This is a genomic window from Pyxidicoccus caerfyrddinensis (assembly GCF_010894405.1).
In the GTDB taxonomy this organism is placed as follows: Bacteria; Myxococcota; Myxococcia; order Myxococcales; family Myxococcaceae; genus Myxococcus; species Myxococcus caerfyrddinensis.
Map to the genome: position 1 here is coordinate 583,509 of NZ_JAAIYA010000002.1, position 13,361 is coordinate 596,869.

General features: G+C 71.4%; 11 protein-coding genes. 1 reads left to right on the top strand and 10 read right to left on the bottom strand.

Going from position 1 to position 13,361, the window contains the following annotated elements:
* Positions 1-24: 24 nt before the first annotated feature.
* Entirely contained in the window at positions 25-1,494 is a 1,470-nt protein-coding gene (locus G4D86_RS05915; RefSeq protein ID WP_163990347.1) for a TolC family protein, read from the bottom strand.
* Positions 1,491-1,847: a heavy metal-binding domain-containing protein gene (locus G4D86_RS54130; protein ID WP_163989414.1), complete on the bottom strand. Its 357-nt coding sequence runs from the start codon at positions 1,845-1,847 to the stop codon at positions 1,491-1,493. Before G4D86_RS54130 ends, G4D86_RS05915 begins: the two co-directional genes overlap by 4 nt.
* A gap of 401 nt (positions 1,848-2,248) precedes the next feature.
* On the opposite strand from G4D86_RS54130, the gene G4D86_RS05925 reads away from it, so the two are divergent.
* Positions 2,249-3,139 carry a hypothetical protein gene (locus G4D86_RS05925; protein ID WP_163990349.1) on the top strand — a complete coding sequence of 297 codons (891 nt, stop codon included), beginning with the start codon at positions 2,249-2,251 and terminating at the stop codon, positions 3,137-3,139.
* A gap of 65 nt (positions 3,140-3,204) precedes the next feature.
* On the opposite strand, the gene G4D86_RS05930 is transcribed toward G4D86_RS05925, so the two are convergent.
* The 8 genes from G4D86_RS05930 to G4D86_RS05965 all read right to left on the bottom strand — a co-directional run bounded on the left by G4D86_RS05930 (position 3,205) and on the right by G4D86_RS05965 (position 13,212).
* Positions 3,205-6,339, bottom strand: coding sequence for an efflux RND transporter permease subunit (locus G4D86_RS05930; RefSeq protein WP_163990351.1), 3,135 nt, complete (start codon positions 6,337-6,339; stop codon positions 3,205-3,207).
* Complete coding sequence (locus G4D86_RS05935; RefSeq protein ID WP_163990353.1) at positions 6,329-7,522, bottom strand: efflux RND transporter periplasmic adaptor subunit; 1,194 nt, start codon at positions 7,520-7,522, stop codon at positions 6,329-6,331. Before G4D86_RS05935 ends, G4D86_RS05930 begins: the two co-directional genes overlap by 11 nt.
* On the bottom strand, positions 7,519-8,763 hold the full coding sequence (locus G4D86_RS05940) for a TolC family protein (RefSeq protein WP_240360066.1): 1,245 nt from the start codon (positions 8,761-8,763) through the stop codon (positions 7,519-7,521). Before G4D86_RS05940 ends, G4D86_RS05935 begins: the two co-directional genes overlap by 4 nt.
* A gap of 101 nt (positions 8,764-8,864) precedes the next feature.
* On the bottom strand, positions 8,865-9,179 hold the full coding sequence (locus tag G4D86_RS05945; RefSeq protein WP_163990355.1) for a hypothetical protein: 315 nt from the start codon (positions 9,177-9,179) through the stop codon (positions 8,865-8,867).
* A gap of 93 nt (positions 9,180-9,272) precedes the next feature.
* Complete coding sequence (locus tag G4D86_RS05950; RefSeq protein ID WP_163990357.1) at positions 9,273-10,565, bottom strand: metal-dependent hydrolase family protein; 1,293 nt, start codon at positions 10,563-10,565, stop codon at positions 9,273-9,275.
* 65 nt (positions 10,566-10,630) lie between these two features.
* Entirely contained in the window at positions 10,631-11,200 is a 570-nt protein-coding gene (locus G4D86_RS05955; RefSeq protein WP_163990359.1) for a manganese efflux pump MntP, read from the bottom strand.
* 71 nt (positions 11,201-11,271) lie between these two features.
* The gene (locus G4D86_RS05960) at positions 11,272-12,138 is read right to left on the bottom strand and encodes a peptidoglycan recognition protein family protein (protein ID WP_163990361.1); all 867 of its coding nucleotides are present in this window, start codon (positions 12,136-12,138) and stop codon (positions 11,272-11,274) included.
* Between the two features lie 111 nt (positions 12,139-12,249).
* Positions 12,250-13,212 carry a PLP-dependent cysteine synthase family protein gene (locus tag G4D86_RS05965; RefSeq protein ID WP_163990363.1) on the bottom strand — a complete coding sequence of 321 codons (963 nt, stop codon included), beginning with the start codon at positions 13,210-13,212 and terminating at the stop codon, positions 12,250-12,252.
* Positions 13,213-13,361 lie beyond the last annotated feature (149 nt).

Below are 13,361 nucleotides of genomic sequence, written 5' to 3' on the forward strand. Positions count from 1 at the left end.
GCGGCACCGGGCGCCTGTCCGGGGTCAGTGTTGTCCGTGCTCATGGGGAGTCTCCGTGCCGCCGTCGCGCGGCTGTCCGTGCTCGGGCTGTGTGGGTTGCGTCGTCTGTCCGGGGGATGGCGGTTGCAGGCTCGCGTCGCCGGTGTCGCCGGGCAGGCGGCCACCGACGAGCCGCTCCAGCTCCGCGCGTGCCATCCAGTAGTCGCGGACGGCTTCGATATAGGAACGGTACGCCTCCACCTGCTCCCGCTTCGCGGTGAGCAGTTGATAGAGGCCCAGCTGCATGCCGTTGTATTGGAGCTGTGACTGCTCGACGACCTTCTCGCGCAGGGGCAGCACGACCTGCCGGTAGCGCTCAGCCACCAGGCGCAGCGACAGCAGCCGTGCGCGCGCGGCGCGGACCTCGGAGCGGGCGTTGACGGACAGCTCCACGAGGCGTTGCTCCCCCTGCCGGTGCTGGGATTCCAGCCGGGCGATGAGGGCCTGACGCTGGTCGAAGATGGGCAGCTCCAGCGACAGGGTGGGCCCGAAGAGCCGGGGCCCGTTCGCGTCGCGGTGCGTGTGGACGCCCACCTCCACGCTCCCGAAGTAGCGCGTGCTCCGTGCCAGCTCCAGCGCATTCCATAGCAGCGACGCCTGCTTCCGTGCCGCGTCGATGTCCAGCCGCTGCCGGATGGCGAGCGACTCCAGCCGCTCCAGGGGCGCTTCCTCGGAAGGCGGCGCCGGGAGCATTTCGGAGACCTTCCACTGCGTGCGGGGCCCCCAGAGTCCGAGCAGGCGGTTGAGGTGCTCCCGGTCCTCCACCAGCGCCAGCTCCTCCTGCGCCAGGACGAGGCGGGCCTCCTCCGCCCCGGCCTGCTCGATGGCTCGCTCCAGCTCGGTGATGTTGCCCGCTTCGCGCTGCCGGGCCGCCAGGTCCGACGCGGACTCCGCCGCCTCCAGCACCCTGCGGCGCAGCTCCACGAGCTGCTGGCGCGCCTGCACCTCGCTGAAGGCCTTGCGCACCTCGGCCGCGGTGCTCAGCGCCTCATGCGCCACGCGCAGCGTGTCGGCGATGAATTGCTCCTGGGCCACGCGCTTGCGAAGCGGCAGCGTGAACAGGTCGACGAACTCCTGCACCAGCGAGAACTCATGCTCGGCGACGCCGATTCCGGAGATGGGGAAGCCGATGCTCCCGCTGAGGGTGGGATTGCTGAGCAGCCCGGCCTGCACCATGTCGGCCTGCGACACGCCGAGGTCCTCGTAGGTGGACTGGAGCGAGGGGTTGTTGAGCAGCGCCACCTCCACCGCGCGGTCCGAGGTGAGGTCTTCCTTCAAGAGTGTGTCGAGGTGCCGCTGCACCTCGGCATCCTCGGGAGTGCCCTGGTTCCAGCGCGTCTTGCGGCCCAGCCGCTCCTCGACGAGCACGGCGACCTCGGCATGGCCGCGCTCCTTCTGGATGGAGGCGCAGCCGCTCGCGAGCAGCGTCAGGCAGATGAGTCCACCTGCTCTCACGGATGGGCTCCGTGGTCATGTCCGGAGGGGGGCTGCCCCGCGTCGGTGGCGCCGCCGGCCCCGGGCTGCTCCGGCACCAGCTTCATGCCGCACTTGGGACAGGTGCCGGGCTTGTCGGAGCGCACCTCCGGGTGCATCACGCACGTGTAGAGGGTAGCGGTGCCCGCATCGCCCCGTGCCGGAGCCGTGGGCTCGGGAGCGACAGGCGCCGCGAGCGCGCTCGGCAGCGAGGCAGGTGGAGCTTCGGGCGCCTCGGGGCTCGACGGGTCCAAGGCAGTGGGGCGCCTGCGCGGCTCGGAAGCACAGGCGGTGAGCGTGAGCAGGCTCGTGAGGACACAGATGAATCGGCGCATGGCAGACCTCGGGAGGGGATGGCGGTCCAGGACCGATGCCCCTTGAGCAAGCCGCGCGCCACGAAGCGCGCCGCCGCAACCGCATGAATCGACGAGCCGTCGAAGCGGCACGACCCGCGACGGACGAGCGCAGTGTGTAACCGGGGTCATCACACTGTGACGGCATGCGTTGCGGCCGGGTGTTCACCCCCTCACGGGACGCGCTTCCGCGGGATGCATGGCCAACAGGGCTCTCGTCGCGACGTGCACGGCCCGCCGCACGAGGGGGGAGGGCGAGTTGGACCCACGGTGGTACGAGGGAAAAGTGGGCCGGCTTCACGACGGCTTCACGGGTGGCTGGTAGCGTTCCCCGCGCCCCGTCCCCCGCCCGGGGTCATCCCTCGCATCCCCCCGGAGTCTCCATGCTGCTCGCTGTCCGCACGGCACTCGCTGCCTCGGTCGCCGTCGTCCTGCTGTCCGCTTCGCAAGCCCACGCCACCAACTACACGCTGTGGATTCACGGGAAGAACTCCGGTGGAACGCAGGCCGGCAACTACGCCGACTTCTCCAACTGGGGCCCCAGCTCCACCGCGGCCGGTGTGAACAAGAAGGCCGTCAACTGGGATGGGCGGCAGAAGATTGGCGGGCAGAACTACCGCGTGCGTGACGCGCTGGACTGCTTCTGCACCGGAACGAACTGGTGCTACATCGCCGTGCACAGCGCGGGTGACCTGCAGATTGGCTACGCGCTGTCGCTGTACGGCGGCTCGGCGCGCTACAAGAAGAACGCGGTCCCCAACTCCAGCGGCGTGTGCGGCAACACGGACGGCACCACGCAGGTGGGCTGGAACATCAAGTGGGTGAACGTGGCGTCCGGCGCGGGCGGCGGCAGCGAGCTGGCGGACAACGGTGAGTGGGCCACCAGCGACGCCATCGTCGGCGACCTGGTCACCACCACGGCGCGCGCCATGTACAACCACAACACCACGCGCAACATCTGGTTCTACATGTTCGCCGGTGCCAAGGGCACGCTGTACTCGGGCATCCTCCCCGGGCAGGACGACGAGGCCGTCTCGTACCACACGACGGGCGGCGTCGCGGGCAGCGCGGGCGGCGCGTACTGCAACCCGTCCGACTGGTTCTGCAATGACTTGACGCTGGGCTCCGGCGCCTGCGAGGGCAGCCACGCCAAGTGGAGCTACCACACCGTGTCGTTCCGCGATGACGCCGAGGCCTTCAGCCACGGCGCCAACGGCAACTGGCAGGGCATCGTCAGCAAGGTGCGCGAGGACGTCGTCACCTACGCGAAGTAACCCGCGTCACTCCGGCACGGGCGTGGAATGAAGCTTCCTTCCACGCCCGTGCGGAAGCCGCATGCCTACGGCGCCGTCCTCCGCGCCGCCAGCCGCTGGCCCAGGCGCTCGCGCAGCCCGTGGACGAAGGCGTAGAAGGTGGGCAGCACCAGCAGGGTGAAGAGCGTGGACGTGACGAGCCCGCCCACCATCACCACCGCGAGGGGCCGCTCCACCTCCGTGCCGTGCAGCGGCAGCACCAGCAGCGGCAGCAGGCCGAGGATGGCGGTGCTCGCCGTCATCAGCTTGGGCCGCACGCGGCTGATGCTCGCCTCGCGAAGAGCGTCCGCGAAGGGCCGGCCTCGCTCCACCAGCAGCTTCGTCTGCGCCACCAGCACCAGCCCGTTCTGCACGGCGATGCCGAACAGGCCGATGAGCCCCACCAGGCTGGACACGTTCCACGTCTCCCCGGCGATGAGCAGCGCGAGGATTCCGCCCACGAAGGCGTCCGGCAGCGTGGCGACGATGACGAGCGCCTCCGACAGCGAGCCCAGCGCAAGGTAGAGCAGGATGAACACCGCCATCAGCGCCACGGCGATGGCCACCGTCAGCGACCGCGCCGCGCGCTCCTGGCTCTCCACCTTGCCGCCCACGTCGACGAAGTAGCCCGTGGGCAGGTTCAGCTCCGCCGCCAGCCGCGCCCGCACCTCTTTCGCGGTGCTGCCCAGATCCCGTCCGGAGACACCTGCCTCCACGGCGATGCGCCGGCTGCCCGCCTCGCGGCGGATGCTGCCCGCGCCGAAGGTCTCTTCAATCTGCGCGAGCTGGCTCAGCGGAATGCGCGTGCCGTCATGCCCGTCCACCAGGAGGCTCCGGATGGCGGTGGCGTCTCCGCGGCGGTGGTCCGCCAATCGCAGCACCAGGTCATAGCGCCGCTGTCCCTTCCAGATTTGGGAGGACTCCTGTCCCACCAGTCCCACGCGCACCGCGCGGATGACGTCTCCGGGCGTGAGGCCCACGCGGGCCACGGCGGCGCGATTCACGGTGATGCGCAGCTGCGGCAGCCCGCTGAGCTGCTCCGCGCGCAGGTCCTCCACGCCGTCCACCTTCGCCATGATGGCGCGGGTGCGCTCGGCCTGCTCGGCGAGCACCTCCAGGTCCGGCCCGAAGATGCGCACGGAGAGGTCGGCGGGACTGCCGCCCAGGCCCTCGTCGATGCGCATGCCCAGCGGCGTGGTGAAGAGGGTGGTGACCCCGGGCACCTTCTCCACTGCCTCGCGCATGTCCGCCTCCAACTTCTCCAGCGAGCGCTCCCGGTCCGGCTTGAGCACCACGAGCACGTCGGAGAGCGTGTGCGGCATCGGGTCCTCCGTGCGCTCGGCGCGGCCGGTGCGGCGCACCACGTCCTCCACCTCGGGGAACTCCAGCAGCACGTCCTCGACCAGGTGGTTGAGCCGGTCCACCTCTTCCAGCGAGGCCTCCGCCGGGAGCACCGTCTGCAACAGCAGCGCGCCCTCGTCGAGCCGGGGCATGAAGTCGCTGCCCACGGCGAAGGCCAGCCCCAGCGCCGGCACGGTGATGGCGAGCGCCACCAGCCGCACCAGCCCCGCCCGGCGCATGCAGCGCTCCAAGAGCGGCGCGTAGAAGGCCTTCACCTTGCGCACCAGCCACACGTCCTCCGGTGTGTCCGGCCGGGGCGCGCGGAGGAACAGGCCCGAGGCCACCGGCACCAGCGTGAGGGCCAGCCCGAGCGACGCCGCGAGGCACGCCACCACGGCCGCCGCGAGCGGCTGGTACATGCGCCCTTCGATGCCCGTCATCGCGAACAGGGGAATGAAGACGGACACGACGATGAGCGTGGCGAAGGCGATGGGCCGGCCCACCTCCAGCGCGGCCGCGAGGGACTCCTCGCGCTGGGACCTCCGCCCCGCGCCCTCGCGTAGGTCGTGGACGATGTTCTCCGTGACGATGATGGCCGCGTCCACCAGCAGGCCCACGGCAATGGCCAGTCCGCCCAGCGTCATGGTGTTGATGCCGACGCCGGCCGCCTTCAGCAGCACGCCCGCGATGCCCAGCGAGAGGGGCAGGGTGAGCGTGACGATGAGCGCCGCGCGCCAGTCTCCCAGCAGCCCGAAGAGGACGAGCACCACCAGGAACGCCCCAAGGAGGATGGCCCGGCTGACGCCGCCCAGCGCGGAGTCCACCAGCACTGACTGGTCATACACGATGCGCAGCTGCACGCCCGGAGGCAGGGCCTTGCTCAGCTCGGTGATGGCGTCGCGCACGCCCGCCGCCACCCGCTCCGTGTCCGCGCCGAACTGCTTGATGACCCGGCAGCTCACCACCTCGCCCTTGAGCCGGTGCGCGATGCCGCGTCGCACGGCGGGGGCCTCGCGGATATCCGCCACGTCGCCGAGCAGCACAGGTGTCCCGTCGCGCAGGGCCACCACGGTGCCGCTCAGGTCCTCCACCGTCTGCGCGCGGCCCACCGCGCGCACCGTCCACTCGATGGGCCCCTGCACCACGAAGCCGCCGGAGGCGTTGAGGTTGGCGCCCTCCAGCGCGTGCTCCACCGCGTCCAGGCTGATGCCTCGCGCCACCATCTGGTCCGGGTCCAGCTGCACCTGGAACTGCCGCAGGTAGCCGCCCAGCCGCTCCACGCCCGCGACGCCGGGCACGGCGAGCAGCCGGTTCTTCACCTCGAACTCGGCCAGGTCGCGCAGCGTCATCAGGTCGGCCGCGCCGGGCTCGGCCTCGAGGGTGAACTCGAAGACCTCGTTGAGCCGGCCGGTGAGGCTGGAGACGAGCGGTGCGTCCGTGCCGGCGGGCAGCTCCGCCTGGGCCTGGGCCACGCGCTCCGCGACGTACTGGCGGCTGCGGAAGTAGTCCGCGTCGGGCTCGAACTCCACCGTCACCTGCGTCACGCCGAGCTGCGAGTTGGAACGGATGCGGCGCACGTCCGGCAGGCCCGCGAGCGCCACCTCCATGGGGATGGCCACGGCCGTCTCCAGCTCCTCGGCGCCCATGGCCGCGTTCTGCACGATGACGTTGAAGATGGGCGCGGACAGGTCCGGGAACACGTCGCGGCGCAGGCCGTGGAGCGCCACGGCCCCGAAGGCGGAGAGCGCCAGCGCCAGCACCACCGTCAGTCCCGGCCGCGAGAAGGACGCGCGCAGCACGCGGTCCACCACCGAGGAGGACACCTGTCCCTCAGTGCGCATGGGGGTCTCCTCCGCCGCTCGACTTCTCCACCTCGGCCTTGAGGAGGAACGCGCCTTCCACCACCACCAGCTCCCCGGCCTTCAGCCCGGAGAGCACCTCCACCTCGCCGCCCAACGTGCGGCCTCGCCCCACCTCGCGCCGCTCGAACACGCCCTTCGTGTCCGTGGGCAGGAAGGCGACCCAGCCGCCCTCCAGTCGCTGGAGCGCCGCCGCCGGGACGGTGGTGATGGTGGCGCCCTCATCGCCCAGGGGAAGGAAGGCGGACGCGGACATGCCCGGACGCAGGAGCCCGTCGCGGTTGTCCAGCTCCAGCCGCACGGGGATGGTGCGCGAGGCCGCGTCCACCCGCTGCCCCACGTGGCCCACCTTCGCCGTGACTTCCTGTCCCGGGAAGGCCGCGAAGGTGACGCGTGCCTGGGCACCGCGCTGGATGCGCACGGCGTCACGCTCGAAGGCGTGGACGATGAGCCACAGCGACGACAGGTCTCCGATGCGGAAGAGGGGCCGCGAGGGGTCCGCCATCTGCCCCATCCGCGCATCCCGCTCGATGACGGTGCCGGACAGCGGCGCGCGCAGCACGAAGCCCGGTGCGCCCTGGGCGCCGCGCAGTTCGTCCTCGCTCGCGCCCAGCGATGTCAGCTCCGCCCGGGCCGAGGCGACCTCCGCTTCGGCGGACGCCGCCTCCGCTTCCGCGGCCTGCACGTCCTTCTGCGCGACGATGCGCTCGGCGGCGAGGGCGCGCTTGCGCTCGGCGGCCTGCCTCGCGGCGGTGGCGCGGGCCTGGGCGGCCTGGAGCGCGGCGCGGGCCTTGCCCAGCTCGGGGCTGCGCAGCTCCGCGAGCTTGTCGCCCTGCTTCACCTCCTGGCCGGTGGTGACGAAGACGGTGCCCACGCGCGCGGCGATGGGAGAGGCCACCTCCGCGTACGCGTCCTCGCTGAACGTCAGCTCGCCCAGGGCGGTGACGCTCTCTCCTCCGGGACGCTCGCCCACGCGGGCGGTGGTGACGCGCAAGTCGCGCATCATCTCGGAGGCGATGTGGACGCTGGACTCGTCATGGCCCTCGCCGTGCGGCTCGGTGCCCTGGGCTTCCTCGTGCCCGTGCTCGTCCTCGTGCTTCGGTGACTCCGACTTGCACGCCGTGAAGAGGAGCAGGGCGGCCAGCAATGGGAAGGTGGGCTTCATGGCAGGGCTCCTGTCTCGACGGCGAGCTGCACGCGCGCGAGCGCGGCCTCGAGGAGGCTGTCGACGTAGGCAACGCGGGTTTCGAGCGTGTCTCGGCGGACGAGGAGGAACTCCGCGAGCCCCATCTCCCCCGCCTCGTAGGACCGGGCGGCGAGCGAGGCGTTGTCGGCCAGCAGCGGCAGGGCCTCGCGCTCCAGCAACTCCACCGCGTCCTGTCGCTTGCGGTGCCGCACGCGCGCGGCCTCCACCTGGACCTCCCGCGCGGAGCGGGCCGCGTCCAGCGCGGTGCGCAGGCGGCGCACGCGGGCCTCGCCCGTCACGCGCGCCTCCTGTCCTCGTGAGAAGAGGGGCAGCGGCACGCCGAGGGTGCCGAGGACGGCGGTCTCATCCACCTCGCGCTGGTAGCGCACGCCCACCTGCACGTCGGGCCAGGCGCCGCTCCTGCCCAGACGAAGCTCCGCCTCGGCCTGCGCGACTTCGGCCTCCAGCGCGACGAGGTCCGGACGCTCTCCGGTGGAGGCCACCGGTGTGGCGGCGGTGGCCAGGGCCCGCAACTCGCCCCGCACGCCCAGGGGCCGCGCGAGCCCCATTCCCAGCAGCGCGCGCAGCAGGTGGAGCAGGGACGCTTCGTCTCCCTCCGCACCGGCCACGTCCGCACGGGCCCGCGCGAGCGCCACGCGCACCACGTTGACGTCCACCACCGGCACGTCTCCTGCCTCGAAGCGCCGCTGCGTGGACCGCGCCATGCTCGCGGCGGCCTCCTCGGCCTCGCGCGCCAGCTTCAGCCGCTCACGCGCATGCAGGACGCGGAGGAAGGTGGAGGCCACCTCGCCCAGTACGAGGCGCTCGGCGTCGCGTTGGTTCGCCGTCTCCCGGTCCAGCCCGGCGCGCGCGGACTCGCGGCGGGCGCCCTGCTTGCCGCCCAGCTCGAAGGGCTGGACGAGCCCCACGCCCACCTCCAACCCCCGGGTGCCGTCGCCCAGGGTGCGCGGCCCGGCTTCCACTTCGACGGTGGGGTTGTCACGCAACAGGGGCGCGGCGCCGGCCACGGGGCCCTGCGCTTCGGCGACACGGCCCGTGGCTTCCAGCAACGCGGGAGCACGCTGGCGGGCCAGGGCCAGGGCTTCCTCCAGGGTGAGCTCGACAGGAGGGGATTCAGGAGACTGCGCCACGCCGGGGCGTGGCAGGAGCAGTGCGACGGCGAGCCCGAGGGCGGCCGTCGCGAGACGATGGGACAACACGGGGAAGACCTCGCGAAGAGTCGGCGAGCGTCAGGCGCGAGCATGCCGCATGGGCACACCCGCCCTGATGGACGCGTGCGAATGGAGACGACGGACTCGGGTTACGCGAGGACGGCTATGGGGACGTGCAGGATGTCGCCCAGGTCGGCGGAGGGCGGCGCGCGCTCTTCGTACGCGAAGCGCGGCGGCCGCTCCACGTGCGGCAGGAGGATGGGCGCGAAGTCGGCCGCGGCCACGGAGCGCACATGGCCACAGCAGGTGCAGTCGGCGCAGTCGGGAGCGCACTGTCCGCGCTCGTCGTCATCCGCGCAGCGCTCCGAGCACACCTCGCCCGCCGCGCCCGACAGGGTGGGCAGCAGCCCTCCCACGCTCGGGGCGAACAGCAGCAGGCTGAGGCAGAGCCAGATGCGCAGCACGAGTCCGTACCTACCACGCTTCCGGACAGAACGCGCGGGGAGGCGTCACGGACGGTGTGGACACCGGGGCCGCCCTCGCCGCACGAAGGGGCGTCATCCCGTGCCGCCGGAGGTGAGGCGGTTCTTGAAGAGCCTGCCGTCCTTCATGATGACCAGCAGGTGCGTGTCCGGGTCCTCGAACAACGTGAGGTCCTTCAGCGGGTCCCCATCGAGGACCAGGAGGTCGGCGAGCGCGCCCTCTTCGATGACGCCCAGTTTGCCTGGGTAGGGATTGCGCGGCCCGGACAGCGCCAGCAGCGCGGCGTTGTCCCCCGTCGCCATCTTCAGCGCCTGCGCGGGCGTGAACCAGCGCGCCAGCTTCGCCAGCTGCGCGCCCTGCCGCTCGGTGAGCCTGGGGGTGAAGAGCACGTCGGTGCCGAAGGCCAGCCGGACGCCGTGCTTCTTCGCCAGCTGGTATGCCCTGTCCGTTCCTTCGATGATTTGCAGCTGCTTCGCCCGCCGGGCCTCGTCCGGCATCGGGATGGCGTCCTCGTCATCGAGGAAGGGCTGCAGGCTCCACCAGACGTCCCGCTCCTTCATCAGCTTCGCCGCGGGCTCGTCCGCCAGTTGCCCGTGGTCGATGCACTTCACTCCAGCCGCGATGGCCTGCTGGATGGCCTTCGACGTGTAGGCGTGCACGGCGACATAGGTGCCCCAGTTCTCCGCGGCCTCGACGGCGGCGCGCAGCTCCGGCTCGGTGTACTGCGTGGCGTCGAGCGGGTCGTACTCCGAGGAGGCGCCTCCCCCCGCCATCAGCTTGAGCTGGCTGGCGCCCTGCATCAGTTGTTCGCGGGCGCGCAGGCGGACCTCGTCCGGGCTGTCGGCGATGGCGGCGGCTCCCACGCGCTCCGTGTAGCTCAGGGGCCCGGAGGCGTTGCGGGGCAGCTCGTTGAGCAGGCGGAAGTCACCGTGTCCCCCCGTCTGCGAGATGAACGCGCCCGACGGGTAGATGCGCGGCCCCATGATGAGGCCCTCGTCGATGGCCCGCTTGAGGCCGAACACCGGGCCGCCCAGGTCCCTCACGCTCGTGAAGCCGCGCAGCAGGGTCCGCTCGGCGCTCCTCCCCGCCACCAGGTTCAGGTAGCCGACGTCCGCGGTGACGGCGACGGCTGCGGGCATCGTCGCGAACATCGAGTGCCAGTGCGCGTCGATGAGCCCCGGCATCAGCACGTGGCCCCCACAGTCGATGACCGTCGTCTTCGCGCCGCTCTCCACGGGAATGGGCGCGGTCGAAATCTTCTCGATGCGCCCGTCCCTCACCAGGACGTTCGAGGACGCGGAGAGTGCGCCACCCCTACCGTCGAAGATGCGGGCGTTCTCGAGCAGAAGCCCCTCCATGAGTCCCATGTGCCGCCTCCCAGTGCGAGGCGACGTTGGAACGGGGACTCCCCGCCTGCCATCCGGCCGGAGGCTCAGCCCGCTGTCAGGTGCTCGAACAGTGTCCGGGCTCCCAGGACGATGAGTACCAGCCCGCCAATGGCGTCCAGCTTGCGCCCGAAGCGGTCTCCAAAGCGCCGGCCGGCCTCCACGCCCGCGAAGGAGAGCACGAAGGTGGTGACGCCGATGAAGGCCGCCGCCAGCAGCGGGCGCACATCGAGCGTCGGCAGGGTGAGGCCCGCCACCAGGGCGTCGATGCTGGTGGCGATTGCGAGCACCAGCAGCACCCGGAGGCTGAACGGATTGGCGCGCGGCGTCCCGGCCCCCTCCTCATGGGTGAAGGCCTCATGCAGCATCTTCGCGCCAATGCCGCCCAGCAGCACGAAGGCGAGCCAGTGGTCCCACGCGGCGATGGCGTCCGCGAAGCGCGCGCCCGCCGCCCAGCCGATGAGGGGCATCAGCGCCTGGAAGCCGCCGAAGAAGAGCGCGAGCAGCAGCGCGTCGCGCACCCGCACGCGGGGCGCCGAGAAGCCGCTCGTCATCGCCACGGCCGTGGCGTCCATGGACAGGCCGAGCGACAGCATCACCAGGGGCAGGGAGAGCATGGGCGCTCCCTATCGCATCTGGTGCCGGCCGCCTACCGCACCGCGGCCGGCCCCTGAGGGAGCCACCAGACTCAGGAGATGCCCTTGCGCAGCCGGTTCCAGTCGAAGTTGGGCGCCGGGTCGTTCTTGCGGCCCTTGGGCACCGCGACGTCGGCGTGGCCGACGATGTTCTTCATCGGCACCTTGTACTCCTGCTTCAGGTAGCCGGTGAGCTGGGTGAGCGACTTGTACTGCGCGTCCGTGAAGGGCGTCTTGCCGTCGCCGAGGTTGACGATTTCGATGCCGATGGAGCGGCCGTTGATGTCGCTGGGCACGCCGTGCAGCTCGCCCTTGCCCGCGTGCCACGCGCGCTTCTGGTCGTTGACGAGCTGGTACACCTTCCCGTCGCGGTCGATCATGTAGTGCGCGGACACCTCGCTCTTCGGGTTGCGCATCCACGCCAGGTCCGCCGCGCCGTTGTTGGAGGCGGTGTGGTGCAGGACGATGGTGTCGATGTCCTTGCCGCCGCGCTCGTTGTAGTTGGGCGAGGGCGCGCTGACGACGGGCGGCTTCTTGAACGTGCCCGGCGTGGACGGAGGGGGCTTGGTCGGCCCGTCCACGGGCGGCTTGCTCCCGGCCAGCGCCTTCTTCAGCGCCGCGTGCGTCAAATCTCCGTAGTAGCCGGTGGTGGGCAGCTTCTTGTCGGCCTGGAACTTCTTCACGGCCGCCTCGGTCTTCATGCCGAAGGTGCCGGGGCCGGTGGCCACCTGGGCCTTGGTCATGTAGCCCAGCTTCACCAGCGCGTCCTGGAGCTGCTTCACCTTGGGGCCTTCATCGCCCTTGCGCAGGCCGGCGGGAGGGGCCGTCACCGTGGCCGCGGCCGCGGCGGTGCGGGTCAGCGCCGCGGGAGCGGTGCGGGACGTCGTGGCGGTGGAGACGGGGGGAAGGCGGACACTCATGGGGGGCACTCTCAAAATGTGGGAAAGCTTGCCCCATTATCGAGCGGTGCCCTGGGAAGTTGCGTCATCAAGGAAAGCCGGAGCTTTCACGGCTCTCCCAAGGACCGCCCTTCAGGCCGCGCCGCGCGGGGCGGGCTTCGGCTGGATGAGCTCGGTGGAGAAGTAGCGCTCCATGCGGTCCGGGAACACCGTCACCACCTGGGCGCCGGGGCCCAGTCGCTTCGCGGCGTCGACGGCGGCGGCGTAGTTGAGTCCGGAGGAGGGGCCCACCGGGAAGCCGCGGCGGATGAGCGCGCGCGCGGTGCGCATGGCCAGCTCGTCCGACACGTCCAGCTCCACACGCCCCGGCATGTCCGCCTCGCGGTACAGCTTGGAGATGCCGTCCACCACGCCGGGCACGCGGGGGCTGAAGCTGCAGCACTCGATGTCGCAGCCCAGCCCGGCGATGGGCCGCGCCACGAAGGCCGTCACCGCACAGCCGGCCTCCGCGAAGGCCTGGTACAGCCCCACCACCGTGCCGCCCGTGCCCACCCCGCTCACCACGCCGTGCACCAGCCCGCCCGGCACCTGCGACAGGATTTCCTGCCCCGTCCACACGCGGTGCGCCTCGGCGTTGTCCGGGTTCTCGAACTGGCGCGGGGCAAAGGCCTTGCGCTCGCGTGCCAGCTCTTCGGCCCGAGCAATCGCGCCGCGCACGCCCGTCTCGCGCGGCACCAGCACCACGTCGCCGCCATAGGCGCGGATGGTGAGGAGGCGCTCGTCGGTGACACCCTCGGGCATCACCGCCGTGAAGCGCAGCCCCATCTGTGCGCAGGCCAGCGCCAGGGCGATGCTCGTCGAGCCGCTGGACGCCTCGATGACCTCGCCGCCCGGGCACAGCTCGCCCAGGCGCCACGCCTTCTCCAGCATGTAGCGGGCGATGCGGTCCTTCGTGGAGCCGCTGGGGTTGAGGAACTCCAGCTTGCACCAGATGGTGGGGCCTTCCTCTTCCAGACGGACGGGGACGAGCGGAGTGGGGCCCACGGCCTGGAGGAAGCGGCCATCCGCGGGGAGCGGGCGACAGGGAGGACGCATATGGCCCTCACTACCCCGAAACCGCCCCCGGCGGGAGCGTCTCGGAACGATTTGCTGGCTGGATGACCGCTGTAAGCACGCCTGCCGGGGAAGCGGACACTCACCGGGCGGTATCTCTTGGCGTGCGGTGGGGAGCACGGATACGAAAG

What these genes read in the sequence shown, in the direction of transcription:
- G4D86_RS54130 (WP_163989414.1), bottom strand. Translation starts at nt 1,847, where the DNA reads ATGCGCCGATTCATCTGTGTCCTCACGAGCCTGCTCACGCTCACCGCC.
- G4D86_RS05925 (WP_163990349.1), top strand. Translation starts at nt 2,249, where the DNA reads ATGCTGCTCGCTGTCCGCACGGCACTCGCTGCCTCGGTCGCCGTCGTC.
- G4D86_RS05930 (WP_163990351.1), bottom strand. Translation starts at nt 6,339, where the DNA reads ATGCGCACTGAGGGACAGGTGTCCTCCTCGGTGGTGGACCGCGTGCTG.
- G4D86_RS05935 (WP_163990353.1), bottom strand. Translation starts at nt 7,522, where the DNA reads ATGAAGCCCACCTTCCCATTGCTGGCCGCCCTGCTCCTCTTCACGGCG.
- G4D86_RS05950 (WP_163990357.1), bottom strand. Translation starts at nt 10,565, where the DNA reads ATGGGACTCATGGAGGGGCTTCTGCTCGAGAACGCCCGCATCTTCGAC.
- G4D86_RS05955 (WP_163990359.1), bottom strand. Translation starts at nt 11,200, where the DNA reads ATGCTCTCCCTGCCCCTGGTGATGCTGTCGCTCGGCCTGTCCATGGAC.
- G4D86_RS05960 (WP_163990361.1), bottom strand. Translation starts at nt 12,138, where the DNA reads ATGAGTGTCCGCCTTCCCCCCGTCTCCACCGCCACGACGTCCCGCACC.
- G4D86_RS05965 (WP_163990363.1), bottom strand. Translation starts at nt 13,212, where the DNA reads ATGCGTCCTCCCTGTCGCCCGCTCCCCGCGGATGGCCGCTTCCTCCAG.